At 42.0% G+C, this 25,659-nt stretch carries 26 protein-coding genes and 1 pseudogene; 17 read left to right on the forward strand and 10 right to left on the reverse strand.

Annotated features, from left to right (window positions below; all coding sequences use genetic code 11):
• The first annotated feature begins 8 nt into the window (after positions 1-8).
• From ACGTNI_RS13645 to ACGTNI_RS13655, 3 genes are read left to right on the forward strand one after another with little or no spacing between them, the layout of a single operon-like run.
• Positions 9-803: a 2-keto-4-pentenoate hydratase gene (locus tag ACGTNI_RS13645; RefSeq protein WP_394463301.1), complete on the forward strand. Its 795-nt coding sequence runs from the start codon at positions 9-11 to the stop codon at positions 801-803.
• 14 nt (positions 804-817) lie between these two features.
• Entirely contained in the window at positions 818-1,606 is a 789-nt protein-coding gene (locus ACGTNI_RS13650) for a 2-keto-4-pentenoate hydratase (protein ID WP_394463303.1), read from the forward strand.
• 28 nt (positions 1,607-1,634) lie between these two features.
• A complete protein-coding gene (locus ACGTNI_RS13655) occupies positions 1,635-1,826 on the forward strand; it encodes a 4-oxalocrotonate tautomerase (RefSeq protein ID WP_062440323.1) in 192 nt (63 codons plus the stop codon).
• A 62-nt stretch (positions 1,827-1,888) separates the two neighbouring features.
• Here ACGTNI_RS13655 and ACGTNI_RS13660 read toward each other — a convergent pair whose 3' ends face one another.
• The gene (locus tag ACGTNI_RS13660) at positions 1,889-2,773 is read right to left on the reverse strand and encodes a LysR family transcriptional regulator (RefSeq protein WP_394463305.1); all 885 of its coding nucleotides are present in this window, start codon (positions 2,771-2,773) and stop codon (positions 1,889-1,891) included.
• A gap of 632 nt (positions 2,774-3,405) precedes the next feature.
• Here ACGTNI_RS13660 and ACGTNI_RS13665 point away from each other — a divergent pair.
• The 6 genes from ACGTNI_RS13665 to ACGTNI_RS13690 all read left to right on the forward strand — a co-directional run bounded on the left by ACGTNI_RS13665 (position 3,406) and on the right by ACGTNI_RS13690 (position 8,684).
• Positions 3,406-4,683: an aromatic ring-hydroxylating oxygenase subunit alpha gene (locus ACGTNI_RS13665; RefSeq protein ID WP_394463307.1), complete on the forward strand. Its 1,278-nt coding sequence runs from the start codon at positions 3,406-3,408 to the stop codon at positions 4,681-4,683.
• Positions 4,680-5,168, forward strand: a complete 489-nt coding sequence (locus tag ACGTNI_RS13670) for an aromatic-ring-hydroxylating dioxygenase subunit beta (protein ID WP_085505233.1) — start codon at positions 4,680-4,682, stop codon at positions 5,166-5,168. The genes ACGTNI_RS13665 and ACGTNI_RS13670 overlap by 4 nt, the downstream gene beginning before the upstream one ends.
• Before the next feature lie 29 nt (positions 5,169-5,197).
• A complete protein-coding gene (locus ACGTNI_RS13675; RefSeq protein ID WP_394463310.1) occupies positions 5,198-6,223 on the forward strand; it encodes an NAD(P)/FAD-dependent oxidoreductase in 1,026 nt (341 codons plus the stop codon).
• A 39-nt stretch (positions 6,224-6,262) separates the two neighbouring features.
• Positions 6,263-7,273, forward strand: a complete 1,011-nt coding sequence (locus ACGTNI_RS13680; RefSeq protein ID WP_394463312.1) for a VOC family protein — start codon at positions 6,263-6,265, stop codon at positions 7,271-7,273.
• Between the two features lie 66 nt (positions 7,274-7,339).
• A complete protein-coding gene (locus tag ACGTNI_RS13685; protein WP_394463314.1) occupies positions 7,340-8,386 on the forward strand; it encodes an amidohydrolase family protein in 1,047 nt (348 codons plus the stop codon).
• 64 nt (positions 8,387-8,450) lie between these two features.
• Positions 8,451-8,684, forward strand: a complete 234-nt coding sequence (locus ACGTNI_RS13690) for a ferredoxin family protein (RefSeq protein ID WP_062440287.1) — start codon at positions 8,451-8,453, stop codon at positions 8,682-8,684.
• A 112-nt stretch (positions 8,685-8,796) separates the two neighbouring features.
• Here the strand turns inward: ACGTNI_RS13690 and ACGTNI_RS13695 are convergent, their stop codons facing one another.
• The 5 genes from ACGTNI_RS13695 to cudC all read right to left on the reverse strand — a co-directional run bounded on the left by ACGTNI_RS13695 (position 8,797) and on the right by cudC (position 13,309).
• Complete coding sequence (locus tag ACGTNI_RS13695) at positions 8,797-9,741, reverse strand: metal ABC transporter solute-binding protein, Zn/Mn family (protein WP_394463317.1); 945 nt, start codon at positions 9,739-9,741, stop codon at positions 8,797-8,799.
• Between the two features lie 31 nt (positions 9,742-9,772).
• Positions 9,773-10,630, reverse strand: coding sequence for a metal ABC transporter permease (locus ACGTNI_RS13700; RefSeq protein ID WP_394463319.1), 858 nt, complete (start codon positions 10,628-10,630; stop codon positions 9,773-9,775).
• A 3-nt stretch (positions 10,631-10,633) separates the two neighbouring features.
• Complete coding sequence (locus tag ACGTNI_RS13705) at positions 10,634-11,374, reverse strand: metal ABC transporter ATP-binding protein (protein WP_394463321.1); 741 nt, start codon at positions 11,372-11,374, stop codon at positions 10,634-10,636.
• A gap of 319 nt (positions 11,375-11,693) precedes the next feature.
• A complete protein-coding gene (locus ACGTNI_RS13710) occupies positions 11,694-12,593 on the reverse strand; it encodes a glycine betaine ABC transporter substrate-binding protein (RefSeq protein ID WP_394463323.1) in 900 nt (299 codons plus the stop codon).
• A 164-nt stretch (positions 12,594-12,757) separates the two neighbouring features.
• Entirely contained in the window at positions 12,758-13,309 is a 552-nt protein-coding gene (cudC, locus tag ACGTNI_RS13715; protein ID WP_085505241.1) for a choline uptake/conversion transcriptional regulator CudC, read from the reverse strand.
• Between the two features lie 269 nt (positions 13,310-13,578).
• Between cudC and betB the strand changes: the two genes are divergently transcribed.
• From betB to rlmD, 3 genes are all read left to right on the forward strand, one after another.
• Complete coding sequence (gene betB, locus ACGTNI_RS13720) at positions 13,579-15,066, forward strand: betaine-aldehyde dehydrogenase (RefSeq protein WP_394463326.1); 1,488 nt, start codon at positions 13,579-13,581, stop codon at positions 15,064-15,066.
• 101 nt (positions 15,067-15,167) lie between these two features.
• The gene (gene betA / locus ACGTNI_RS13725) at positions 15,168-16,850 is read left to right on the forward strand and encodes a choline dehydrogenase (RefSeq protein ID WP_394463328.1); all 1,683 of its coding nucleotides are present in this window, start codon (positions 15,168-15,170) and stop codon (positions 16,848-16,850) included.
• Between the two features lie 225 nt (positions 16,851-17,075).
• Entirely contained in the window at positions 17,076-18,545 is a 1,470-nt protein-coding gene (rlmD, locus tag ACGTNI_RS13730; RefSeq protein ID WP_394463330.1) for a 23S rRNA (uracil(1939)-C(5))-methyltransferase RlmD, read from the forward strand.
• 60 nt (positions 18,546-18,605) lie between these two features.
• On the opposite strand, the gene ykzP is transcribed toward rlmD, so the two are convergent.
• On the reverse strand, positions 18,606-18,770 hold the full coding sequence (gene ykzP / locus ACGTNI_RS13735; protein ID WP_166761431.1) for a protein YkzP: 165 nt from the start codon (positions 18,768-18,770) through the stop codon (positions 18,606-18,608).
• Between the two features lie 244 nt (positions 18,771-19,014).
• Here ykzP and ACGTNI_RS13740 point away from each other — a divergent pair, with 244 nt between their 5' ends.
• Positions 19,015-19,533, forward strand: a complete 519-nt coding sequence (locus ACGTNI_RS13740; RefSeq protein WP_394463332.1) for a YehS family protein — start codon at positions 19,015-19,017, stop codon at positions 19,531-19,533.
• A gap of 285 nt (positions 19,534-19,818) precedes the next feature.
• Positions 19,819-20,123: pseudogene (locus ACGTNI_RS13745) on the forward strand (monooxygenase).
• A gap of 30 nt (positions 20,124-20,153) precedes the next feature.
• Here ACGTNI_RS13745 and ACGTNI_RS13750 read toward each other — a convergent pair.
• Positions 20,154-20,381 carry a hypothetical protein gene (locus ACGTNI_RS13750; RefSeq protein ID WP_394463334.1) on the reverse strand — a complete coding sequence of 76 codons (228 nt, stop codon included), beginning with the start codon at positions 20,379-20,381 and terminating at the stop codon, positions 20,154-20,156.
• A 129-nt stretch (positions 20,382-20,510) separates the two neighbouring features.
• Between ACGTNI_RS13750 and ACGTNI_RS13755 the strand changes: the two genes are divergently transcribed.
• Positions 20,511-21,248, forward strand: coding sequence for a YybI family spore inner coat protein (locus ACGTNI_RS13755; protein WP_394463336.1), 738 nt, complete (start codon positions 20,511-20,513; stop codon positions 21,246-21,248).
• A 67-nt stretch (positions 21,249-21,315) separates the two neighbouring features.
• Here the strand turns inward: ACGTNI_RS13755 and gdhA are convergent, their stop codons facing one another.
• Positions 21,316-22,695 carry an NADP-specific glutamate dehydrogenase gene (gene gdhA, locus ACGTNI_RS13760; RefSeq protein WP_394463338.1) on the reverse strand — a complete coding sequence of 460 codons (1,380 nt, stop codon included), beginning with the start codon at positions 22,693-22,695 and terminating at the stop codon, positions 21,316-21,318.
• Between the two features lie 160 nt (positions 22,696-22,855).
• Here gdhA and gltC point away from each other — a divergent pair, with 160 nt between their 5' ends.
• Positions 22,856-23,761, forward strand: coding sequence for a glutamate biosynthesis transcriptional regulator GltC (gene gltC, locus ACGTNI_RS13765; protein WP_394463340.1), 906 nt, complete (start codon positions 22,856-22,858; stop codon positions 23,759-23,761).
• A gap of 167 nt (positions 23,762-23,928) precedes the next feature.
• Positions 23,929-24,501, forward strand: coding sequence for a hypothetical protein (locus ACGTNI_RS13770; protein WP_394463342.1), 573 nt, complete (start codon positions 23,929-23,931; stop codon positions 24,499-24,501).
• Between the two features lie 163 nt (positions 24,502-24,664).
• Here ACGTNI_RS13770 and ACGTNI_RS13775 read toward each other — a convergent pair whose 3' ends face one another.
• Positions 24,665-25,390 carry a toast rack family protein gene (locus tag ACGTNI_RS13775; RefSeq protein WP_394463344.1) on the reverse strand — a complete coding sequence of 242 codons (726 nt, stop codon included), beginning with the start codon at positions 25,388-25,390 and terminating at the stop codon, positions 24,665-24,667.
• Between the last annotated feature and the right edge of the window lie 269 nt (positions 25,391-25,659).

The raw sequence follows: 25,659 nt of genomic DNA on the forward strand, positions 1-25,659 counted from the left end.
GGATGACAGTGAAAACAGATAACGTAACGAAAAAGGAAACTTATGCGAAACACTTGTCAGAGGCGTGGAGTAACGGGGGAGGGGTTCAGCCAATCACGGAGCTGGATCCTGGGCTCTCCCTTGATGAAGCCTACCAGGTTCAATTGCACACGGTAGATCAAAAAGTAAAACAAGGGCAACGGATAACCGGGAAGAAAATCGGCCTGACATCCAAAGCCATGCAAGAATCGTTAGGTGTCAACGAACCGGACTATGGCCATTTATTAGACGAAATGGAATGTCCGAACCGAGGTGAGATTTCCTCCAGGCAAGTGTTACAGCCAAGAGTAGAAGGGGAAATCGCCTTTATCTTAAAAGAAGATTTAGTCGGACCTAACGTAACGTCCTTAGATGTATTAAAAGCAACGGATGTTATTGTTCCGGCCCTTGAAATCGTAGACAGTCGCATTAAAGATTGGAAGATCACGTTAGCTGATACCGTGGCCGATAATGCCTCGTCAGGAATGTATATCCTCGGGGGAAGACCGAAAAAAGTGGAAGACGTAAACCTGAAGCAAATGGGGATGGCCCTCTATAAAAATGATGAATTATTAAACACAGGTGTTGGTGCCGCGGCTTTAGGAGACCCGGTAAAATGTGTGGCCTGGCTCGCCAACAAACTGGCTGATTATGACATTACATTAAAAGCAGGGGAAATCATTCTATCAGGAGCATTATCTGCAGCCATGCCTGCTGAACCTGGTGATCATTTTTACGCAAAGTTTGCTGAGCTGGGAGAAGTGCATGTTTCATTCACGGAGTAAAGGAGGGTAATATTATGGATAATCATCTAATTAAAGAGCTTGCTGATTACGTACATGGTGCAGAAAAAGAAAAACGAGAAATAACAAAAATTACGGCCAATTTATATCCGGAACTTTCGATTGATGAAGGGTACATCATTCAAGAAGAACTGGTTCGCCAAAAAATTGAAGATGGCTATCAAATCATTGGCCCGAAAATGGGGATAACCAGTGAGGCTAAAATGAAGCAGATGGATGTAGATGATCCCATCTATGGATATGTATTCGATAATATGGTAGTCGAGGATGGAGATTCCATTTCCATCTCTGATTATATTCATCCCAAAGTGGAACCAGAAATCGGCTTTATTTTAGCAAGGGACCTGGAAGGACCAAACGTGACCGCATTGGATGTGCTGCGAGCGACAGAATATGTATTCCCGGCGATAGAGATAATCGACAGCCGATATGAGAACTTCAATTTTACACTGCCGGATGTCATTGCAGATAATACCTCTGCGGCTGGTGCTGTATTTGGAACCTATTTTAGAAAACCTGATGAACTGGACCTTGATGTGGTCGGTGTGACGTTATCGATCAATGGAGAAATCCAATCATTGGGAGCAGGAGCCGCTGTGCTTGGAAACCCAGCCAATTCAGTAGCCAGACTCGCCAATATGTTAAGTAAAAAGGGAGAAAAAGTAAAAGCGGGACAGCCGATTTTAACCGGCGGTGTCACTGCAGCCGTACGACTATCTCCAGGTGACTTTGTCCAAGCCGAATACGGCGGATTAGGTAACGTCTCATTTTTCGTGAAAGAATAATTGGAACTCTTTAGAGGTGGTGATGGATGTGCCGATTATCAATGTACAAATGATGGAGGGAAGAGATCCCGAACAAATTGAAACACTGATGAAGAACCTGACTGACACTGTCAGTGAGTCACTGGGTGCTCCTAAAGAAAATGTACGCGTTCTTGTCAACGAAGTGCCAAAAACGCATTGGTCCATCGGTGGTACAAGTGCCAAAGCATTAGGAAAATAAGAAAAACACAGAGGCGATTCTCTGACTTCCAATTTTGGAAGCTGCAGAATCGTCTCTGTGCTTTATTGGGCCTCTGTATATTTATGATTGATGATCGAGTAAATAATTTTTTTAGCCAGACTCTCGATGCGGGAATTATTGCGAAATTGGACGTACACATGATTGGGTATATTATAAATTTCATCGATTTCCCGGACTTCCACTTCACTCTCGTACCTCCTATCAACCCCAAGTTTAGGGATTATACCTATCCCGATTTCATTGGCCACCGCATTTAGAAGCATTTCGTTATTATCGACATCCATGCGGGTAATATTCTGGGCGCCATTAAGTTGTTTATCAATTAAATTCCATAAAGTGGAATTTCTTCGATAACTGATGATTGTTTCTCCACTTAAGTCTTTTACATCCAGAGATTGTTTTTGACATAAGGCATGCTCTTTAGGCAGGACCACCACCAAATTATTTTCAAATAAGTATTCGGAAGTAATGTCTTGATTATTTGATAGTGCATTTCTAGTAAAGATTAAATCAACCTCTCCTGATAAAGCTCGCTCATTTAAACTGACAGAATCATACCCTTCGATCACTTGAACATCAATATCCCCGATTGATTTGATCGTTTTTAAAAGTTCTACAATAAAAGAGTGCGAGTATCCGGGAGAGAAGCCGACCTTGATGATTGGATCTTTAACCATGTTGGGAATTTCTTTGGAGTGATTAATATATAACAGGATATTTTTTGCGTATTCGATAAACAGATTTCCTTCTTCTGTCAGATATATTTCGTGTCCGATTCTTTTAAAAAGCTGGCATTGCAAGATTTCTTCTAAAGCTTTTATTCGAGAGGTAACAGTCGGTTGGGTGACATCAAGAACTTCAGCAGCTTTTGAATAGCTTTTATATTTCACAATGGTAAGAAACGTATTCAATTGGCATTCATTCATCTGGTTTCCTCCTAAATCTTACTTATTAAAAGGCTCTGAACGTTAACGGAAACAACTTATCTGAGTCTTCATATAAAAGAAGCTTAACTGTTTTAACTGAAGCTAAAAAAGGTTGATAAAACAGAAAGCGCTTTCAAAGATGGCTGAGCCATTGAATTTGAAAGTAATCACCTTGGATACAAGGTAGAAAATGGAGGGTCCATTACTCCTAAATCTACTAATTAATGGGGGAGTTCCCTTCAGAATTAAGCATACGATGATTATATTTTTAAAGAAGATAACTTGTCAACTGTGATTACAGATAATTCAGTATTTTAGAAACTATTGTATAAATTATTTTTTTATATTAGTGGCAAACCAAAGAAATATTCGATTGGTATCTAAAAATTCTGACTTTTATAATGAGAAGTAAGCAATTTAAACAACATGAATTTAGTGATAACCAGCTAAGGAGGAAATGGAAAATTGTGTAATTGTTTACAAGGTGTAAGTGAAAAACAAGGAAGCCTTAAGTTTGGAGGACAAGCTTTAAAAATCTTTCGAATAAATGCAAGCGCTAACAAAAAAGGAAATTAAATACTACACCTGGGATCTACACAATGCTTTAAAAATCTAAAAATGAGGTGAATAAAATGGAAGAATTAATCCGGGATAATCGGGAGAAAAATGAATTTCTTGTTCATCGAAGTGTTTTTACGGATAAAGAAATGCTGGCAAGAGAACGTGCAGAAATTTTTAATAAATGCTGGTTATTTATTGGCCACGAAACGGAAGTTCCTGAAAAAGGGGATTACAAAAGGAAAAAAGTAGGTGGACGCAACTTACTGCTTGTCCATAGTCAGGACGGTGAAATTAGAGCCCTGTATAATACATGCCCACATCGGGGTGCACTTGTCGCCAGAGAAAATGAAGGTAATTCAAGGGTGTTTCGTTGTTTCTATCATGCCTGGAGCTTTAAAAATGATGGCCAATTGAATGGTATGCCGGGTAAAGATGGGTTCCCTGATGATTTTAACTGCGATGGCGAGAAAGACATGAAAGCGGTTAATCGATTAGAAAGCTATCGTGGGTTTATATTTGTGAACTTTGACGATCAGGCTATTTCCCTGGATGACTACTTAGGGGATGCCAAGGAATATATTGACCTGGCAGCAGATCAATCCGAAGCAGGATTGGAAGTTCTCGGAGGAGTGCAGGAATACAGTGTCCGGGCAAATTGGAAGCTGCTAGCTGAAAATAGCGTCGACCTCTATCACGGGATGCCTACCCATAAAACCTATTTCGATATTAAACAAGCCCAGGACCCTGGTTTAAAACGCGTGAAGCTGGAAGGAAGAGGCAAAGACCTGGGTAACGGTCACGCTGTTATGGAATATGTGGCACCTTGGGGAAGACCGGTTGCTCAGTGGACACCTATTTGGAGCGAAGATTTAAAACAAGATATGGAGAAAATGAAAGAAAAATTAGTGGAAAGGTTCGGAGAAGAACGTGCCGATCGAATTGCGAACTACAACCGGAACATTATCATATTCCCTAATTTGGTTATTAACGACATTATGGCGATTACAGCAAGAACGTTCTACCCGTCGAGTCCAGGATATATGGAAGTCTCCGGCTATTCCTTAGCGCCTGTAGGAGAAGATGAAGAGCATCGAATGGCCAGGAATAATAACTTCCTTGAATTTTTGGGACCAGGCGGATTTGCGACTCCGGATGATAACGAAGCATTGGAACTATGTCAGGAAGCCTATAACAATAACGAGGAAGTGCAATGGAATGATATTTCTAAGGGCATGGTTAGAGGAGAAGAAAATGCCATGGCAACCGATGAACTCCAAATGAGGAGCTTCTGGAGGCAGTATAAGGTCAGAATCGAGGAATCCATGAAGAAGGAGGTTGCTCAGCCATGACAGTAGTAGCGCTAACACGCCAAAATGTGGTTGATTTCCTTTATAAAGAAGCCAAATTACTCGATGAATGGAAGCTGAAAGAATGGGCGGCATTGTTTACGGATGACGGCACCTATAAAGTTCCGCCGATCGGCAAGCCCGAAGCCAGCCCGACGGAATCTCTATTTTATGTACATGATAATCGTTCACGGCTGCAAGAGCGGGCGGAGCGCCTGTTGAAGAAAGAAGCCCATGTGGAATATCCGCACTCCACCACACTTCGAAATTACCATAACATTCTGGTTAGTGGTGTCGAGTCTGATGTGATTACAGTGGAGTGCAATTTTACAACACATCGAACCAAAAGAGAAGTGTTAGATACGTTTGTTGGTAAACACAAATACGAAATTGTTCAGCAAAATGGAGAACTTGCAATCAAAAGTAAAAAAGTGATCTTAAATCTCGATAGTTTAAGGCCGCACGGAAAAATTAGTTTAATTCTCTAATAGTTTCCTAAGGAGAGGTGGTGAATGGTATGAGTAATCAGCACGAAGTATACGACATTACCATTGTAGGCGGTGGTCCAGTGGGTATGTTTACTGCTTTCTACGCAGGGATGCGTCAGGCAAGCGTGAAAGTTATCGAAAGTTTACCTCAACTAGGCGGCCAGCTGGCTGCGTTATACCCGGATAAATACGTCTATGATGTCGCTGGATTTCCTAAGGTGAAAGCGAAGGATCTAGTCGAACAGTTAAAAGTCCAAATGGACCAATTTGAGAATGAGGTTTGCCTGGGTGAAGAAGTCAAAGAAGTCACAAAAGAAAATGATATTTTCACAATCAAAACAAATACCCAGACTCATTATTCAAGGACGATCATTGTCACGGCCGGGAATGGCGCCTTTAAGCCGCGCAACATGAATTTAGAAAGAGAAGAACACTATACAGGGAAGAACCTTCATTACAGTATCGAGGATATTAATGATTTTAAAGATAAAGATGTGGTCGTTTGTGGCGGCGGAGATTCTGCGGTAGATTGGGCGCTCATGTTAGAGAATGTTGCTTCATCGGTAAACATCGTTCATCGAAGAGACCGGTTCAGGGCTCATGAACATAGTGTCAATTTATTGAAGGATTCATCTGTTAATATTCTAACTCCGTATAGTCCCTGTGAATTATTGGGAGAGGAAAAAATAGATTGTGTAAAACTGAAAAAAGCCAAAACGGAAGAATTTATGGAATTAAAGGCAGATGAATACCTGGTCAATTATGGTTTTATATCCAATCTGGGGCCTATTAATGACTGGGGCCTTGAGATAGAAAAGAACTCAATTTTAGTGAACTCAAGAGCTGAAACGAATATTCCTGGAATCTATGCGGCAGGAGATATATCAACTTATCCGGGCAAAGTTAAATTGATGGCAACCGGTTTTGGAGAGGCTCCGATTGCCGTGAGTAACGCAAAAGTTTATATCAATCCAGATGAATCCTTACACGCAGCTCATAGTACATCCATCATGAGCAGGAAGGATAAAAAGAAAAAAGAAAAAGTCGTCACTTAATAAAATAAGGACGGATTTATCAAAGAGGAGGAACTATATATGTCAAAAGTAAAAGAAGAAATCATCAGTAAGGAATCAGCGCGGGAAAGGCTGGAAACTTATTTACGTACGGTTGCCCATATCGGCCATGTGGAGATCAGTGTCACTAATTTTGAGAAATCTCTATGGTTTTTCACTGAAGTGATGGGTCTTGTATTAACCGAGACGGACGGAGATCGTGCCTATTTGCGGGCATGGCAGGACTTTGACCACCACACGCTTGTGCTGAAGGCCTCTAATACTTCAGAAGTCAACCGCATGGGCTGGCGTGTTAGCACAAAAGAGTCCCTGGAGCTATTCGAAAAGCAATTACAAGTAATGAATATTGACTATCACTGGGTAGATGGCGGACAAAAGAAAGCATTAGGAGATACGCTTCAGTTTAAATCCCCTGCTGGAATACCAGTTGAATTATATTGGGAAAAAGAATTGTTTGTAACGGATGATCCTGCTTTGAAATCCAACTTGCCAAGTCATCCAAGTAAGTATATGGCTAAAGGTGTTTCACCACGCCGCTTTGATCACGTCAATCTGATGGTCAATGATGTTGCGAAAGAACAACAATGGTGGACGGACTTGCTCGGTATTCACCATCGTTATTATATTCAAAACCAGGAAGATGTCCGATTAGGGTCATGGTTGAGCCGAACAAATATTGCACATGAAATTGCATTGATGAGAAACTCCAATCAAGATGGGGCAGCTTTTCACCATTTAGCCTATTACCTGGATTCCCCGGATGAACTTTTGCGTGCATCCAATATTATGGCTGAGAATGGTATTAAGATTGAATGGGGCCCTGGTAAGCATGGAACTAGTGGTGCGCAATTCATCTATGTGTTTGAACCTTCTGGCCACCGCGTAGAAATCTGGACTGGCGGCATCCTTATGTTCTCCCCGGATTGGGAGCCGATCAAATGGTCTTCGGATGTTGGTCAGCTAGGCCTGGAGATGTGGGGAAGCACACCGCCGGAATCTTACCTGACTTATGGAACGAAAATAGGAGAGTAATAGAAATGAGAGACTAGCTTGCTAGTCTCTCTATTCCGAAACTATGAAGGTGGGGAGAGTTCAGTTGTGAAACCAGACCTAAACATTGATTTTCATACACATATCATTTCCGAGGATTTTCTGAATTTGGCCGAAAAATATGGCGATGACCGCTGGCCTGTGTTAGAGAAAACATGTGACTGCGGGGCCAATATCATGATTAAGGGTAATAAATTCAGGGAGATAACGGACCAGACCTGGAATGCAGAAAAGCGGCTGAGTGACATGGACAAAGAAGGTATTGATATTCAGGTTTTGTCCCCGATTCCAGTTACCTTCAGTTATTGGGCAGATCCTGAGCAAGGCTTGGAAATGGCAAGGTTCCAGAATGATTTCATTGCATCCGTCACACGTGAACATCCAAATAGGTTCATAGGGTTAGCTACCGTCCCGTTACAAGATGTTGATTCAGCTATAAAAGAAATGGATCGAGCGGTCAATGAACTGGGGCTGAAAGGTATCGAAATAGGAAGTAACGTGAACGGTAAGAACTTGGATGATGACTCATTAGAGCGATTCTTCAAAGCGGCAAACGATCAGGAAGTACCGTTGTTTATTCATCCTTGGGCAACGTTAGGGAAAGAACGGATGCCACGCCATAACTTTATGTATATGGTGGGGATGCCTTCCGAAACAGCCTTGGCAGCCGGGAGTATCATTATGAGCGGCATGCTGGATAGGTATCCAAACTTAAAATTATGTTTTGCCCATGGTGGTGGTTCTTTACCTTATTTATTACCAAGAATGGATAAAGGATGGAATGTATGGCCGCAAATCAGAAAGACGGAAAAACCGCCAAGTCACTATGCGAAATTACTATATTATGATTCCCTGGTTTACGATGAAGATAATTTGCAATTTATGATTGAGAAATTCGGAGTCGACCAAATCATAGCAGGTTCTGATTACCCTTTCTTATTACGTGAAGCACCATCGGGAGAAGTTGTTGACCGATTGTCGACATTAAGTGACGCAGAAAAAGGGAAAATTCTCGGGCTTAATGCTTTAGATTTTTTAAATCTGAATAAAGAAGAATATACGAAGGTAGTCAAAGAGGAATTTAGTACGAAGTGAAAATAGATGATTAAGACAGATTTGAAATGCTGCATCAAAACAGAGAGAAAAGGAGAGGATCATCTTGGCTTTTGTAATAACGTCTCCGTGCCGTCATGAAAAGGCAGCAGAGTGTGTGGACGTGTGCCCGGTCGATTGTATTGAAAAAGGAGAGGATCAATATTTTATTGACCCGAATACTTGTATAGATTGTGGCGCTTGTGTTGCAGCTTGCCCGGTCGATGCAATCGTTGATGAGCATGAGTTATCACCCGATCAGGAAGAAATGCTGGAAAAGGCGGAAAGCTTTTTTGCGTAGGGAAAGTGTGGCTGGCCCTTTTGCTTTCTAGTTTTTTTGCACTAGTTGCGTTTCCTTTTAATTAAAGCGTATAAAAAGGCTGTCATCCTAAGTGGATGACAGCTTTTTATAGTTACTGTTCCAAACCTTCTTTAATAGTTTTAATGTTCGATTCCATCATAGAAATATACGTATCGCCATTTTCACCGGGTTTGGCCAGAGAATCTGTAAACACTGTACCCCTGATCGGTACATTGGTTTCAGCAGCGACTGCCTCCATGCTACGCGGATCAATGCTGGTTTCTAAGAATAGACCGGTGATTTCTTTGTCGTTGATGATATCTACAATTCTTGTAATTTGATCGGGAGTTCCTTGGTTTTCCTGGTTGATTTCCCATATATATTCAGCCTGAAATCCATACGCGTCACTGAAATATTTGAATGCTCCCTCGCTTGTCACAAGTACAGGTTCTTCTTCAGGAATTTGGTTGAATTCTTCTACAGCACTGTCATGGAGTTCTTTGAGTTTCGTAATATACTGTTCGGCATTTTCTTTATAGACTTCTTCGTTTTCAGGATCTACTTTAATAAGGCCATCTCTTGCATTTTCCGCATATTTAATCCCGTTACGAATGTCCAGCCACGCATGAGGATCTTCCTCACCCTGATTGCCTTTCGATGTTAAGTACATCGGATCGACCCCTTTACTCATAAGGAAAACAGGAGCATTTTCGCCATTTTTTCCGGTTGTTTCCATCAGGTTGTCAAACCATGAGTTTCCTGCTTCGAGGTTTAAGCCGTTATAGAAAACAGCATCTGCATCCGTTGTTTTCTTAACATCCTCCGGAAGTGGGTCATATTCATGAGGGTTAGACCCAACCGGTGCCAGGCTGTGAATCTCCACTAAGTCCCCGCCTACATTTTTAACAATGTCGTACACGATCGAGTAGGTGGTAACGACTTGAATCTTTCCATTAGTACTCTCAGAACTTCCGGTGGCTTCCTCGCCACCGCAGGCAACCAACATCATAAGCGTTAAAATTGAGGCTGCTAAAAGCAAAATCCTTTTCTTAATCATTTATTTTCCTCCTGTTTTCTTTTATTTCACACTAAATAAGTGAGGCTCTCTTCTTTTTGACTCTTAACATCTTCCATAACAATCCATGTTTTGGAGAGAATAGAAAAACGAGAACGAAGATGGCGGTTGCTGAAATAACAATCGTTGCTCCTGAAGCCAGGTTGTAGGTGAAACTGAAGTACAGACCGGCAATAGAGGAGATGACGCCGATTCCAGACGCTAGAAAAATCATCATCCATAAACGATCCGTTAATAGATAGGCAGCAGCTGCTGGCGTAATTAACATCGCTACCACCAGAACTATACCTACAGTTTGGAGAGAAGCAACTGTCACCATCGTCAGCAATGTCATAAGAAAGTAATGAATCAGCCGGACTGGCAGGCCATAGGCCGCTCCCATTGTTTCATCGAACGATGTAATCAGCAGTTCTTTATAAAAGAGGTATACAGCTGCTAGCACGACGATCCCGATAGCAAGGGTGATCCACATATCTGATGAGCGGACAGCAAGCACGTTTCCGAACAGAATATGGTATAAATCCGTACTGCTCTTTAGCAAGGTTATGATGATTATCCCAGCCGCAAAGGCAGCAGTGAACATAATGCCTATGGAAGTATCATGCTTAATCCGACTGTTCTGACTGACAAATCCGATTGCGATGGCTGTAAACACACCACTGAAAACAGCCCCGAAGAAGAAGTTGATGCCAAGCATATACGAAATCGCAACGCCTGGTAACACTGCATGAGAGATGGCATCTCCCATAAGTGCCATACCTCTGAGGATAATAAAGCAGCCAATCACACCACAGATAATTCCTACCATAATCGAAGTTAATAACGCTTTTTGTAAAAATCCGTACTGCATAATTGCTTCAATAAAAGCCATCCCTTACACTCCCATCTCTTTCATAAAAGCAAACTTGCCTTTGTAGGCTCTTTCAATGATATTGGATTGAATTACTTCATTAACGCCACCGAAGCTGATCAACTCTTTGTTTAACAGGATGAGTTGACTGAAGTAATCATTTGCCTTACTAAGGTCATGGTGCACGACAATGACCGTCTTTCCTTGCATGCAAAGCTCTTTCAATATGGTTACAATCGTTTCTTCACTGGAAGCATCAACTCCGACAAAAGGTTCATCAAGGCAGAATAACTCTGCTTTTTGGGCTAATGCGCGGGCAAGAAAGACACGCTGCTGTTGGCCGCCGGACAGCTCACCGATTTGTCTCTTTTTGAATTCTTCCATGCCGACCCGTTGAAGACACTCCAATGTCCATTCTTTTTCTTTTTTCTTAGGGCGCCTAAATAGTTGAAGGTTCGGGTAAGTGCCCAAAAGTACCGCATCAAGTACGGTAATCGGGAAATCCCAATCAATATCATTGCGTTGTGGTACATAGGCGATCTTTTTCCTTACTTCTTTTACGGGCTTCCCTAATACTTTTATATCCCCTTTATCCTTTGGGAGCAGGTTCAACATCGCTTTTAAAAGCGTTGACTTCCCAGCACCGTTAGGGCCGATAATTCCAACCAGATTTCCTGGTTGTACGGATAAACTAATTTCTCTTAATGCTTCATTTCCATAATAGGAAACGTGCAGATCGTTGATAGAAATAGCCGCTTTCTCCATGGATTCTCCTCCTTCTATGCTTCCTATACATAAATAACCTTTAGGATTTTAGCGTTTAACCATAAAAGTTTAAATAAGGAATATAATTTTCCTTAGTGCAACTTTTTGGGTAAAAAAATATTTCTTTTAGTATATAGGCGTGGTAAATAAAGGTGACTGATTTTTCCTTATGCTTAAAAAGTTTCCTTAATGCAAAATATATACCTTTGATCACAACATGTCAACAATTAGATGGATATTAAAGAAAGGAGGTAAGGCCCAATATGAAAAGCAGGCCCATTATAGGCCTGCTTTCTGCTTATTTTTTATATTTCTTTGTTTATTTTACCCATTCATCAATCAAATCCCGGTTCTCGTCCACCCATTTCTCTGCTCCATCAATAGGCTCTTCGGCATTTTCTACATATTCAATCAGTTCGCCGATTTGCTGATCATCCATCTTCCAATTTTTAAACCATTCACTTACTTCAGGGTAATCTTCTTCAAATCCTTGTCTGGTAGCATGGTGGATTTTTTCTGTATCACCGAATGTGTTTTGTGGGTCTTCCAGGAATTTCAGGTCATACTTGGAGAATACCCAGTGCGGGCTCCAAAGTGGTGCCACGATAGGCTCCTCATTTTTTACTGCTTCTCCAATTTCAGCTATCATGGCAGATTCCGAACTTGGCAGCAGTTGAAGTTCGAGGGCATAGTCCTCGATTGCTTGTTCAACAATTTCCATTGTACCAGCGCCAGGATCAAAACCAACAATTTCACTATTGAACAATTCTTTATGGTCATTTAAGTCTTCTATGCTATTCACATCTTCTAAATATTCTGGGACAACAAGTCCTACTTTTGCATTGTCATACCAGGTAGTATCTGAGAAATTAACCGTGTCCTGATATTTCTCTAAGTAATTAGCATCCTGAACCGGCAGCCATATTTCTAAGCTGGCATCTAGATCGCCACTATCTAACGCACTCATCGTAGCTCCCATGTTCAAATTGTTTAATTTTACGTCATACCCTTTTTCTTCTAAAATCACTTTCCACATATTTGTTACAGCAATATTTTCAGCCCAGCTAATTTGACCAATGATTAGTTCTTGATCATTTTCTTCTGATTCTGTCCCTGATTGGTCACTGTCTGATTCTCCACTAGTGTTTCCGCATGCTGTCAGTACAGCCACCATTAGAATAGCGAAAATAAAACTAAGACTTTTTTTCCAGTTGCTCATGTTGAAAAACTCCCTTTTGTTTTATATTAATCCTTAATACATTCAAAAAGTTAAATGTATTAAGAATTTATTTAACATAAATGCGCAAAGCAGCCAACTCTTTCAATAAAAAGAGTGGTTCAACCAGGTAGTCCAGGCTGGACTACCTGGTAATGCTTATTTACTTAATCTTGTTGATCTTTCGGTAAGAACTCGAATATCTCACCGCTTCTTATACTTTCCACTAAGTCTTCCAGCCAGTGATAATAGGTTTTAGATTCTTCTAGTTGATCATAGTATCCCTTTGCTTGGGCAACAATTTCTGGTGTGCTGCTGGAATCTTTTATAACATCGATGAAATCTTCCTGCGCTTCTTCAATTGCATCCAAATTCATTTTCGCTTCCCGTTCCCACATCTGGCAATAAAACGCCATAAACGAACGGAAGAAATTTTTCTCCGCTGCATACGTATGTTTTCTGGAACCCCGTGTAAATGTTTTTTTCACCATTTTGATTTCCTGGAGCCTGCGGACACTGGTACTCATGCTTGGTTTACTCATTCCCAGTTCCTCACGCATTTCATCAAGTGTCATCTGATCTTCAAAGTACATCGTCGCATATAAATTGGCAGCGGCTGGTGTTACCCCGTATAAATCCATTGTCTCCGCAATGGCGCCAATAACTTTATCTTTGGCTTCTTCTATTTTGATTCTCGATTTTTCCATGGATTCACTCATAAGGTCGCTCCTTCAGTTTAAAGTAAACCAAATTAAAAAATAATTAAATATTTTGCACAAACTTTATGTTAACGTCTTCAGAAGAAATGTCAAATAGGAATTTTAATTTATTTTCGAGCAAATACCCGCTACATCACTCATCATAACCATTCCGGTCCCTGTTAATTCTTTTCAGGGTTTTTGTTTGAAAGTATTTTTGACAACCGTAAAAAGGCATGTTAGTGTTTTAAACATTAAATAAATTTTTAATAAACTTAATTACTTCGAAAATGGAGTTGATAGATTTGGATATAAAACTAAAACAATACATTAATGGTAAATGGGTTAATGCGAACTCGGAGAATACGCGTCATATTATCAATCCATTTAACCAGGAAATCATTGCTGTTGTTCCGGAAGGCGATGAATCCGATACGAAAGCAGCCATCGCTGCAGCAAGAGAAGCATTTGATAACGGAGAATGGGCTTCTACCCCAGCGACTGAGCGGGGAACTGTAGTAATGAAAATTGCGGAATTGATTGAAAGAGATAAAGAGGAACTGGCTCATTTAGAATCCTTGGATACTGGAAAAACAATGGAAGAAAGTCGCGGAGATATGGACGATATCGCTGGAGTGTTCCGTTATTATGGAGAACTTGCAGATAAAAATGGCGGGGAACTGATCGATTCTCCAGTGCCCGACTCTATCAGTAAAGTGGTTCATGAACCGGTTGGTGTTTGCGGGCAAATTACACCTTGGAATTATCCATTACTTCAAGCGTCCTGGAAACTGGCTCCAGCGCTTGCGACAGGAAATACGTTAATCATGAAGCCAAGTGAAATCACACCACTTACTACGATAAAAGTATTTGAACTAATGGAAGAGGCGGGAGTGCCTGCGGGTGTTGCGAACCTTGTTCTTGGTGCAGGTGATACCGTCGGTGCAGAGCTATCCAGTAACACGGATGTAGACCTTATTTCTTTTACAGGCGGGATTGTTACCGGGAAAAAGATCATGCAAGCGGCAAGCGTGAATGTGAAGAAGCTCGCACTTGAGCTTGGCGGGAAAAACCCGAATATCATCTTTGCTGATGCTGATTTTGAGACAGCAGTCGACCAGGCATTAAATGGCGTATTCTTTCACGCCGGACAAATCTGCTCTGCTGGTACAAGATTGATTGTAGAAGAAAGTATGCACGATGATTTCGTTAATGCGCTTGTGGAACGGGTGAAAAATTTCAAGCTGGGAAGTGGATTTGACGAAGATACACAGATGGGACCGCTTATTTCAGCGGAACACCTTGCGAAGGTAGAAAAGTATGTGGAATCAGGTGTTAAAGAAGGGGCTACATTAGCAGTTGGCGGTAAGCGCCCGGAAGATCCGGAATTACAAAAAGGATTTTTCTACTTGCCTACGATTTTCACCGACTGCACGACAGACATGAGCATTGTCCAAGAGGAAGCTTTTGGTCCAGTTATTACGGTTGAGAAATTCAAAAAAGAAGAAGAAGCCGTAAAGCTTGCCAATGACTCGATCTACGGACTTGCAGGAGGCGTTTGGACAAACGATATTGCAAAAGCGGAACGATGTGCCGCGAAGATGCGTATGGGTACGGTCTGGATCAATGAATTCAATCTTTATTTCCCACACGCACCATGGGGCGGATATAAGCAGTCTGGTATTGGTCGCGAACTAGGCAGACTGGGCATAGAGGAATATACAGAAACCAAGCATATCTTCCAAAACCTGAAACCTGAAGCTATGAACTGGTTCTAAGCTGACAATCTATTATGAAAATCAAGTAATAAATTAAATAAATGAAAAAGGGTTTCTAATGAAGCCCTTGTTTCAAGTTCGACATCAAGGAGGAACAGAAAATGACTGAATCATATGATATTGTAATCGTTGGTGGCGGGAGTGCGGGTTCTGTACTCGGCAACCGTTTAAGCGAAGATGGGAAAAAGAGTGTACTTGTTTTAGAGGCGGGACGCAGTGATTATTCCTGGGATTTATTGATCCAAATGCCGGCAGCTTTGCCGTTTCCATCCGGCAAAAGCCTCTACGACTGGAAATACGAATCAGACCCGGAGCCATATATGAATGGCCGGCGTATTAAGCATGCCAGAGGGAAGGTGCTTGGCGGCTCCAGTTCCATCAATGGCATGATTTATCAGCGCGGAAATCCTAAAGACTATGAACGCTGGGGAGCCGATCCCGGGATGGAATCGTGGAATTTTGCGCACTGCCTACCATATTTCAAGCGTTTGGAAAATGCTTTAGAATCACCGGATGATGATCTTCGCGGTCATGATGGTCCTATCAAATTGGAGCGCGGACCTGCTAAAAATCCTTTATTCCAGGCTTTCTTTAACTCAGCTGTAGAAGCTGGTTATTCCAGAACTCCTGATGTGAACGGATTTCGCCAGGAGGGATTCGGACCGTTTGACAAGCATGTATACAAAGGCCAGCGGTTGTCTGCTTCCCGTGCTTATCTCCATCCGGTCATGGACAGGGAGAACCTGACAGTGAAGACCCGTGCCTTCGTTACGAGTATCGACTTTGATGGTACGAAAGCCAAAGGATTGACGTACAAGCGAAATGGGAAGATTCATCAAGTGGAAGCCGGTGAAGTCATCCTCTCAGGCGGTGCCATCAACACGCCGCAACTCCTTCAGTTATCAGGAGTGGGAGACGCCGAACACCTTCGCTCACTTGGTATTAAACCGGTCGTCGATCTTCCGGGTGTAGGGGAAAATCTTCAGGATCACCTGGAAGTTTATGTCCAGCATGCTTGTCCACTTCCTGTTTCCGAGCAGCCGAACTTAAATAAAGCACGTATGCCTTGGATCGGTTTGCAGTGGATGCTTGGACGTACGGGACCGGCAGCGACCAACCATTTCGAAGGCGGAGGTTTCGTCCGCTCGAACGATGAGGTTGACTATCCGAACTTGATGTTCCACTTCCTGCCGGTGGCGGTGCGGTACGATGGGCAGAAAGCGCCAACGGATCATGGATTCCAAGTGCACATCGGACCAATGTACTCCGATGCTCGCGGTTCATTAAAAATACGTTCAAAAGATCCGAAAGAGCATCCAAGCATGGTCTACAACTATCTTTCTACAGAACAGGACAAACGCGAATGGGTGGAAGCGATCAAAATCACTCGTGAAATCATGTCTCAACCAGCCATGAAACCTTATAATGCCGGAGAAATCTCTCCGGGTCCTACTGTTCAGACGGAAGAGGAAATTCTGGATTGGGTGAGAGAAGATGCGGAGACAGCTCTTCATCCATCTTGTACAGCAAAAATGGGACCGGAATCAGATCTGATGGCTGTCGTAGACCCGAATACCATGAAGGTTCACGGTCTCGACAATGTACGAGTGGTCGACGCATCCGCTATGCCTTACGTTACGAACGGTAATATTCATGCGCCTGTACTGATGCTGGCGGAAAAGGCTGCGGACCTTATCCTTGGACGCAAGCCGCTGGATCCAATCGATGCTGACTACTATCGTCATGGCGAACATCCAGCTGATGCAGGTACTGTATCCGAATAACGCCCTCTGATTATAAGATTTTCGCACATGTAATAGAAATGTAAATAAGATAGGCCTGTCCCTGTTAAACTACCGTAGGGACAGGCCATTTTTATGTAGGTGTAATCTTATAGAGAAAGGAACTTCACCAAAATCTTGAGGTTCCTTTTTTTAACTGTTGTTTTACTGCTAACTGCGGCTAGTATATAATGGAGTGTCAAGGATGAAGAAAGATGGGAAGTGCCTATGAATAAACGAAAAAATAAAGGATATAGAGATTCAGGAAAAAAACGCCTGGATAAAAAAAATAAGAAACAGAACTTCTCTCGGGGAAGTCAAAAGGGTGGCAAACCTAAAGGAAAGCGGAAAACGGTAACTGCGAAGGTGACCTGTTCCGGTCTTACCAATGATGCCAAAGGCATTGTCCAGTGGGAAGGTAAACAGTTGGAGGTAGCGAACCTGCTGCCAGGGGAAACAGCTGAGGTTACCGTGTCTCAAAGAGGAGGCTTTGTAAACGCCGAACTGAAGCAGGTGATTATCCCTTCTAAAGATCGGGTAACTCCGCCGTGCGAGTATTATTATCAGTGCGGGGGATGTCAGATTCAGCATATGAATGAAGAGAAGCAAATGCGTTTCAAGCAGGAAACGGTAGATGAACTCATGAAGCCGTTCGGTAAGACGGAAGCGATTATGACCATGGACCACCCGTATGATTACCGGAACAAGAGCCATACGACATTCGGCCTGAATCAGCATCGTCAGGTAATTGGCGGGTTGTACGCTCAGCACACGCATCAGATCATACCGATGGAACGGTGCCTCATTCATGACCCGAAAGCGGACGAAATTGTGCAGACGATCAGAGACATCCTTCAAAATTCAAAAATGCAGCCGTACAACGAAGATACTGGGCAAGGGTTCCTGCGACACGTGTTGGTTAAAGTCGGCAAAGTCAGCGGTGAAATCATGGTGGTGCTGGTAGTCGCGTCGCCGGTGTTTAAGGGTAAGAACAATTTTGTAAAAGCCCTGCGAAAGGCTCATCCGGAAATTACAACCCTTCTTATGAATGTAAATAACCGGAACACCAGTATGGTTCTGGGCGATCAGGAAAAAGTATTGTTCGGCAAGGGGACGATTATGGACACCCTCTGTGGACTGGAGTTTGAAATCTCAGCGAAATCCTTCTATCAGATCAACCCTGTTCAGACAGAAAAGTTATATGGGAAGGCGATTGAGATGGCAGAGCTGTCAGGCAAGGAAACCGTAGTGGATGCATATTGCGGGATTGGTACCATCAGTCTAATTGCCAGCCAAAAAGCAGGGAAGGTAATTGGTGTTGAGCTGAATAAAGATGCCGTCCGTGATGCGATCCGCAATTCCAAACGCAATGGCATAAAAAATGCCAGGTTCTATCAGGGAGATGCCGGGGAGTTCATGGTACAGATGGCAGCACGTGGGGAGAAAGCTGATGTGGTAATCATGGATCCGCCTCGAAGCGGAAGTGATGAAGCGTTCTTGTCCAGTGTAGTGAAGCTGAAGCCAAAGCGGGTAATCTACGTATCGTGTAACCCTGAGACACAGGCACGGGATATGAAGTACCTGACGAAGAATGGATATAAGGTAGAAGGTATTCAGCCGGTGGACATGTTCCCTCAAACCCACCACGTAGAAGCTGTCGCAAAATTAGTATTAAAAGAAGAAGCAGGTAACCGATAAAGGGTTCCTGCTTTTATTTTTACTTCAAAAATTTTTGCGATAAGCCAAGTTTTTCTACTATTACTTTTTCCCTTCAAGCTCTTCGCGATCAGCGATTCTTGCTCGTTCCTGGGCTCTTGCAGCATCTACATCTGTAAATGTTTCCTTGCTTTCTCTTTCAGGCAGGCTTTCTGTAGGTGTTTGATTGTTTGTTAATGCACCATCTCTTAATGATTTTCGTTTCATTTGATACCCTCCTTCTTTCCGTTATCTTTTGTTATAAATTGAAATAAAATCCTTAGTAAAAATATCCTTCATTGGTGCCTGAGATCTTTTGAAGTATAATGGGAATCGACTATATGAATGAGGAATGGGAACAAATAAAACGCGGAGCCGCGAGCGGAAAAATTATTTAAAATCGGAAGGTCTCTTGGCAGCTCTTATGATGAAGGTATGCTGTTAATTATGTAATTTTATTGGAGGTTTCTAAATGGATAACAATGATATATTAATCCGATTAAGGTATGTGTTAGATATAAAAGATCAGGATATGGTAGAGATATTTAAACTTGGGGGAGAGGACTTTACAAAAGAAGAAGTGGCAAAGATACTCACTAAGTCAGACGACAGTTACGAGGAGGACGATGAGAACGCCTCGGAGAATGATGATCATATAAAATGCACAAATAGCATGTTGGAATCATTTTTAAATGGCTTGATTACGTTCAAAAGAGGTCCACAAGAAACAAAACCTGGACAGCCTAATAAACCAGATAGGTCGATTAAAAATCATTCCAGTGTGAATAACGTGATGCTGAAAAAAGTGAAAATAGCGTTGAAATTAACAAGTGAGGATATCATAGAGATTTTAGATGAAGCTGGTGTGACGATAACAAAAGGGGAATTAAGTGCGTTATTAAGAAAAGAAGGGCACAAAAATTATAAAGAGTGCGGAGATAAGTACGCACGGAATTTCTTAAAAGGGTTAACGATTAAATATAGAGGATAGGAGTCTTGGTGAACTCACTTTCACCCTGATATAACTATTTTTTGGATTCGAAATCTTAGGTGGCCCCCTTAAGCGTCGAAAGCCAGTTGTGTCTAATGAGCGAAAATATTTTCTAAAAAACAGCAGTAACTGTCTAGTTAATTTCTTATGTTGTCTAGTAAAATTCTTATTTTAACATTGTCTAGTAAACCTCTTCTACTGTCTAGTAAATAGGTGAATTACCAGTAGAGGTTTCACTTTTATCAGGAAGTGGCTTGTTAATATATTCAAATAGGAGTGAGAATATTGGCGTTTATTCTGCAGGTTGATTTCAAAATGGATGGTCCTTTCGGTGAGGAGATGGCTGAAAGTTTTCAGATTTAGCTAAAAGTATCAATGAAGAGGAAGGGTTCATCTGGAAAATTTGGACGGAAAATCCCGAAGCTGAGGAAGCGGGCGGAATTTATTTATTTGAAACGAAGGAAGCCGCTCAAAAATACTTAACGATGCATACGGAGCGATTAAAAGGGTTCGGAATTGAACCGGTTAATGGCAAAATTTTTGAAGTGAATAAAGAGCTGACCGATATTAATAATGGTCCCGTCCGTTAACAAACGCATCATCGGCAAAATCCCTCTTTTTTAATCAAAGAGGGATTTTTCGTTAGGGCAAAGCGGAAAACCATGGATATCCTGAATCGTATAAAGATCATATTGCATTAAAGCGAATTGGGTATGGTAAAGGTATTGCATAACGAGAAGCTTTCCTTCAGAAATTCCGCATAAAACACCTGAGGCTCCTGTTCCATCCACGAACGACACTCCAATCGGCTGACCATAGAAATATGGCACTTTCTGCTGCCATGGCATAGCTGACACTCCTCCCAATCTAGTGTATAACCAAAAGCGTTTTTCAGTGCCTGTATGATTATCTTGAACGTGTTTCCTGGATACAGCATAGGTTATTGCATCAATAAAATTTATGCTGGGGAGTCTGTTATGTACAGATATTATTACAATCCAAACATGAGAGTTACTGGTGTGGTCGCTTCTGCAACTGGGGACGTAAATGGGGACGGTGTTCCCGATATCGTTTACGTGACTGGTTATAGAGAATCGGACGTTTCAATTATTCAAAATATGGCACTTGGATTCCGGGATGGAGCGACAGGGGTTTCTGTCAGTATTCCATTGAAAGAAAATATCGGATATGACCCGATGTTGTTTTTAGGTGATTTTACCGGAGACGGAATTAATGATATTTTAATCAATATTCCTACAGGGGGCAGTGGTGGGACGACAAACAACTATATCTATTCTTTTGTTAATAACGAGGCCCGCTTGCTGTTCGACTCTGATGCGTTCAACCAGACCTATACCTATGATGTTACTTACAAAGATGACTACAAGGTGGAAGTGTGGAGTAGAAGGAATAATAAAAGATATATCATCGATTTATCACAGAGGGATCCAGAGTATTTAAATGGATTATATGATGCCGGCGGAAAACTGAAGGAGCCAGTCAGTGGGTGGGTAGATCCTATCAGCGGCCTATACCCAATTGATTTTGAATTCGATAATATGTATGATCTGATTGCATATCAACAGATTGCAGGAACGTTTCATGCTGATGGATTAGGGACTATTCAAAATAGATTAAAATGGAATGGCTATATGTTTGTGTTGGACTATCAGGACCTTGCTATATATGGAGTAGAGGGAACGGGTCGAAGTTGAACCATTTTCAAGAAGTAAAAGCCCCTTCTTAGTCACAGGACTAAAGGGGGGCTTTAGTTATTTACCGTTATACTCCTTGCATGACCATAGCGTCTGCTACGTTGATAAAACCGGCAATGTTAGTGCCGATAACGAGATTACCTGGGTGACCGTACTCTTTAGCTGCATTTACGCTTTTTTCATGTATATCAATCATAATTTCGTGCAGCTGTGCATCGACTTCTTCAAAAGTCCAGGAAATTCGACTGCTATTTTGAGCCATTTCAAGAGCTGAGACAGCTACCCCGCCAGCATTTGCAGCTTTCGCAGGAGCGAATAGGACCTCATGGTTATGAAAAATATCAATCGCCTCAATGGTGGAAGGCATATTTGCCCCTTCACCGATAGCGGCTACGCCATTGGCGACCAGTTTGCGGGCAGAATCGCCATCAAGCTCATTTTGGGTAGCGCATGGCAGCGCTATATCGCAAGGGATGGACCAGATATTTTTACACTCTTCGAAATAATAAGCATCTGGGTGTTTATCTATATAAATATTAATGCGTTCCTTGTTTTCCATTTTTATTTGTTTAAGTGTTCCTAAATCAATGCCATTCTCATCGTAAATATAACCGCTGGAATCGCTGCAAGCCACTACTTTCGCGCCGAGTTCCTGTGCTTTTTCCATAGCAAATATCGATACATTTCCGGAGCCGGAAACGACGACGGTTTTACCCTCGAAGCTTAAGCCTTTTGCCTTAAGCATTTCTTCTACAAAATAGACCGTTCCATAGCCGGTAGCCTCTGTACGTGCTAAACTTCCTCCGTAATTAGGGCCTTTCCCTGTCAGTACGCCTGCTTCATAGGCGCCGCGCAGTTTTTTATACTGACCAAACATATAACCGATTTCACGAGCGCTTACACCTATATCTCCTGCGGGAACATCCACATCGGGACCAATATGCTTGGAAAGCTCCGTCATAAAGCTTTGGGTGAAACGCATAATCTCCTGATCTGATTTACCTTTTGGGTCAAAATCAGAGCCGCCTTTTCCGCCGCCAATTGGCTGTCCGGTCAGGGAGTTTTTGAAAATTTGCTCGAAACCAAGGAATTTTACAATACTTGCATTAACGGAAGGGTGAAAACGAATACCGCCTTTATAAGGCCCGATTGCACTATTGAATTGGACACGGAATCCACGATTTACTTGTACCCTCCCCTGATCATCTGTCCATGGGACTTGAAAGCTGATTACTCTTTCCGGTTCTACTAACCTTTCAAGGATTCCATGGTCGATATATTCCGGTTTCTTCGTTAGGGCAGGAACTAATGATAGGAGGGTCTCTTTTACTGCCTGGTGAAATTCAGGTTCATGGGGATTTCGCTCCCGGACGCTTTCTAATACTTTTTGTACATATTTTTCCGCTGCTTGCGTTTGAGGATGGATTGTTTTTTCTTTAATAGCCATAGGTTGACTCCTTTCGAAATTGGTTTATATAGATAGTAAGTTAATGTTGAAAATTCATGCAATTAATAAACTATTTTATTACGCAAAACCAATCTAATCAATATAATGTTAAGATAGAATTAATGCTAAAAATAGATTGATCAGCGGAAGTGGGATGAAAGTGGAATTAAAACAGATCAAATATTTTATGGAAGTTGCGGAACGGGAACATGTCACAGAAGCTGCGTTGCAATTGGGGATCGCGCAATCTGCAGTCAGTAGACAAATTTTTAATTTAGAAGCAGAGCTGGAGGTAGACCTTTTTATCAGGGAAGGTAGGAATGTGCGTTTAACTCCAATAGGTAAAATTTTTTATGAGCACATGAAAAAGGCTTCCATGGTAATTGAAAACGCGCGCAGGGAAGTCATGGAGTATCGTGACCCTGAAAAAGGTACCGTCCACATAGGCTTTCCGAGCAGCATGGCTGCTTATACGATACCGATGGCTATATCCGCTTTTCGTAGAGTCTACCCAAATGTGAAATTCAATTTGACTCAAGGTTTCTATTATCAATTAATAGAAAGGGTCATAAAAGGGGATATAAGTATGGCTTTACTGGCTCCCCTTCCAGGTAATAGAGAAAAAATTCGGGGTGATATATTATTTTCAGAAAATATTGTTGCTTTGTTACCGATGGATCACCCGCTTGCGGATAGATCGGAAATTGAAATTAATGATTTGAAACAGGATGCGTTTGTATTGTTTCCGGAAGGATTTATCTTACGTTCCATTATCACAGACGCATGTTTAAAACTTGGCTTTGAACCTAATATCCCTTTTGAAGTGGAAGACATCGATTCTATCAAAGGGCTAGTTTCGGCGGGGCTAGGCGTAACCCTTATCCCTGAGATTACACTTGTCGATCATTTACCTAGAAATACAGTGAAAATACCATTGCGTGACTCGTATATGAGACGTACCGTAGGAGTGATCAGCTCGAGCGAACGCCAGTTGCTTCCTGCCGAACAGCGCTTCTATGAATTTTTGAAGCAATTCTTTAACAGGATAGAAAGATATAAAGATTAAAAAAGATTAACGCTATCAATTGGTTTCTTCAGGAAGCAATTTTTGATGACTTAAGTAACAGCAACTTTTTAATCATTTTTTGATAAGGCGGGCAATAATTTAATAACCCGCCTTTTTCGTATGCTATTATAACTATAATCATTCCTATCAAAGGAGGGTACTCTGCCATGTCTATGCTGAGTAAAGCGATCTACATGCGCCTGGAGGATATTCAGGAGGAGAAGAAGCAGCTCCGGGAAATGTTGAACCAGCTTACCAAAGAGCAGCAGGAACTTATCGCTCGACTTGAACGGTTAGAGGAGAAAAGGGAAAATGGCGATCCTTCTGCTGTTATTGCGGAGTTAGAGGAGAATGGTAGCGGATGGAAGGATAGCAGCCTGGATTTGCCCGAAGTCAATGGGGGAGAAAAAGCGGCTACGCCCCAAAGGAAAGATCCGTTACCAAACGCAGCGACGAAAAACGAATATATCCTTCCGACGGAACCGGAAGCCCTTTCCGAGGATGGAACGAAACGAATGAGTTATAAGGAACTGACACAAATCTTGATTGATTTTGCGAAAGAACATAATAATCAGGTTGACCACCAAGTATTTGAGCAATACCTGATCGACGTCTATGATTTCACTCCTAAGAACTTTTCCCAAATCATTTGGCGAGCGAGAAAAGAGGATTCGCGATTACGCAGCTTAATTAGTGGAAGCCGGAAAATTACTGTGTTGGACACGAGCATGGCCAAGTAAAAAGCTCTGTGATCACTAAGACCAAGAGCCGCTTCGCTAATACGTGAACTTATATTTATTTTATATTTTTTGCGAGGCTGCAAAGGAGGAGGGCTGCTCTTCACTGGCAGTCCTTTTTCTTTAGTCGAACGTCACTACTAGCAAGGCGCTTGCGCTTTTGTTCTTACTTCTTCACTAACGTAATATCCCCAACCCCCATATCAATATCAACCTCCATGATGACGTCCGCGCCATGTTCGTAAGCTTCATTGACAAACGTATCGTCACCTTTGGTAATGAAGTCCTTGATAGTCAAATCTCCAACACCATTATCAATCTTTATTTTTACTCCGATTCCCTCAGGCAGGTATACCTTGGTATCACCGACCCCAGAATCAATCGTGACATCAAAGCTTTCTTTTCTCTCTCCGGAGAGGTCTAAGGTTACATCCCCTACGCCCGTGTCGATATCCAAATTCGTTAAGTTCATCCTGCGTAAATCCAGGTTAGAATCAGAGACACCAGTCTCGATTTCAAGTTCGGTTGGGACATCCTCATTCAACTGTATGTTCCATTCACTTTTTTTGTTGAATCCGAAGATGCTTACCTGAAACCACCTTCGTTTCTCGCTGATTTCTAAATGCCCTTCTGTGCCACTTCGTTTATACGTGACCACCGGTTCTTTCCGGGAATGATCATATTCGAATTGAGCTTCCACCCATTCTTTGGAACCGGGTGAGACATGGAGACTTCCGACACCCATTTCCAAATCTACTGATAAAAACTCCGCATCATCCCGTTTGACCACTTCCACACTTTTCCCCTGTTTAGCACCTACCATCTGGTATCCCGTAAACAACAAAACCAATGCAGCCGCCACCACAACAGAGAACAAAACCGCCTTTTTCATAACCATCGCCCCCTTCACCATCTACCTACATTATAGCGCTTAGATGGAAAATAAATAACGGCTTTTGGTGTAAATTCTCCTAAGCCTCCAGACGTATTTTGTGGATAGCCGAACTGTTTCCCTTTGGCCGTTTCTTTTAAGGGGGAAGATAGAATTTTCAGAAACCTGTTAGATAATCTGACAAAGCAATTGTGACACCCTTTCATCCGTAGTAACTTAATAACTAACATTTAATGTTACAAAAACTAACATGAAAGGGAGAGGATTAA

This window comes from Thalassobacillus sp. B23F22_16 (assembly GCF_043496955.1).
Classification (GTDB): Bacteria; Bacillota; Bacilli; order Bacillales; family Halobacillaceae; genus Thalassobacillus; species Thalassobacillus devorans_A.

Excerpts from the sequence above, each read along its gene's own strand:
- ACGTNI_RS13650 (WP_394463303.1), top strand. The coding sequence starts at position 818 with ATGGATAATCATCTAATTAAAGAGCTTGCTGATTACGTACATGGTGCA.
- ACGTNI_RS13660 (WP_394463305.1), bottom strand. The coding sequence starts at position 2,773 with ATGAATGAATGCCAATTGAATACGTTTCTTACCATTGTGAAATATAAA.
- ACGTNI_RS13665 (WP_394463307.1), top strand. The coding sequence starts at position 3,406 with ATGGAAGAATTAATCCGGGATAATCGGGAGAAAAATGAATTTCTTGTT.
- ACGTNI_RS13670 (WP_085505233.1), top strand. The coding sequence starts at position 4,680 with ATGACAGTAGTAGCGCTAACACGCCAAAATGTGGTTGATTTCCTTTAT.
- ACGTNI_RS13675 (WP_394463310.1), top strand. The coding sequence starts at position 5,198 with ATGAGTAATCAGCACGAAGTATACGACATTACCATTGTAGGCGGTGGT.
- ACGTNI_RS13680 (WP_394463312.1), top strand. The coding sequence starts at position 6,263 with ATGTCAAAAGTAAAAGAAGAAATCATCAGTAAGGAATCAGCGCGGGAA.
- ACGTNI_RS13695 (WP_394463317.1), bottom strand. The coding sequence starts at position 9,741 with ATGATTAAGAAAAGGATTTTGCTTTTAGCAGCCTCAATTTTAACGCTT.
- ACGTNI_RS13700 (WP_394463319.1), bottom strand. The coding sequence starts at position 10,630 with ATGGCTTTTATTGAAGCAATTATGCAGTACGGATTTTTACAAAAAGCG.
- ACGTNI_RS13705 (WP_394463321.1), bottom strand. The coding sequence starts at position 11,374 with ATGGAGAAAGCGGCTATTTCTATCAACGATCTGCACGTTTCCTATTAT.
- ACGTNI_RS13710 (WP_394463323.1), bottom strand. The coding sequence starts at position 12,593 with ATGAGCAACTGGAAAAAAAGTCTTAGTTTTATTTTCGCTATTCTAATG.
- cudC (WP_085505241.1), bottom strand. The coding sequence starts at position 13,309 with ATGAGTGAATCCATGGAAAAATCGAGAATCAAAATAGAAGAAGCCAAA.
- betB (WP_394463326.1), top strand. The coding sequence starts at position 13,579 with ATGGAGTTGATAGATTTGGATATAAAACTAAAACAATACATTAATGGT.
- betA (WP_394463328.1), top strand. The coding sequence starts at position 15,168 with ATGACTGAATCATATGATATTGTAATCGTTGGTGGCGGGAGTGCGGGT.
- rlmD (WP_394463330.1), top strand. The coding sequence starts at position 17,076 with ATGAATAAACGAAAAAATAAAGGATATAGAGATTCAGGAAAAAAACGC.
- ykzP (WP_166761431.1), bottom strand. The coding sequence starts at position 18,770 with ATGAAACGAAAATCATTAAGAGATGGTGCATTAACAAACAATCAAACA.
- ACGTNI_RS13740 (WP_394463332.1), top strand. The coding sequence starts at position 19,015 with ATGGATAACAATGATATATTAATCCGATTAAGGTATGTGTTAGATATA.
- ACGTNI_RS13750 (WP_394463334.1), bottom strand. The coding sequence starts at position 20,381 with ATGCCATGGCAGCAGAAAGTGCCATATTTCTATGGTCAGCCGATTGGA.
- ACGTNI_RS13755 (WP_394463336.1), top strand. The coding sequence starts at position 20,511 with ATGTACAGATATTATTACAATCCAAACATGAGAGTTACTGGTGTGGTC.
- gdhA (WP_394463338.1), bottom strand. The coding sequence starts at position 22,695 with ATGGCTATTAAAGAAAAAACAATCCATCCTCAAACGCAAGCAGCGGAA.
- ACGTNI_RS13770 (WP_394463342.1), top strand. The coding sequence starts at position 23,929 with ATGTCTATGCTGAGTAAAGCGATCTACATGCGCCTGGAGGATATTCAG.
- ACGTNI_RS13775 (WP_394463344.1), bottom strand. The coding sequence starts at position 25,390 with ATGAAAAAGGCGGTTTTGTTCTCTGTTGTGGTGGCGGCTGCATTGGTT.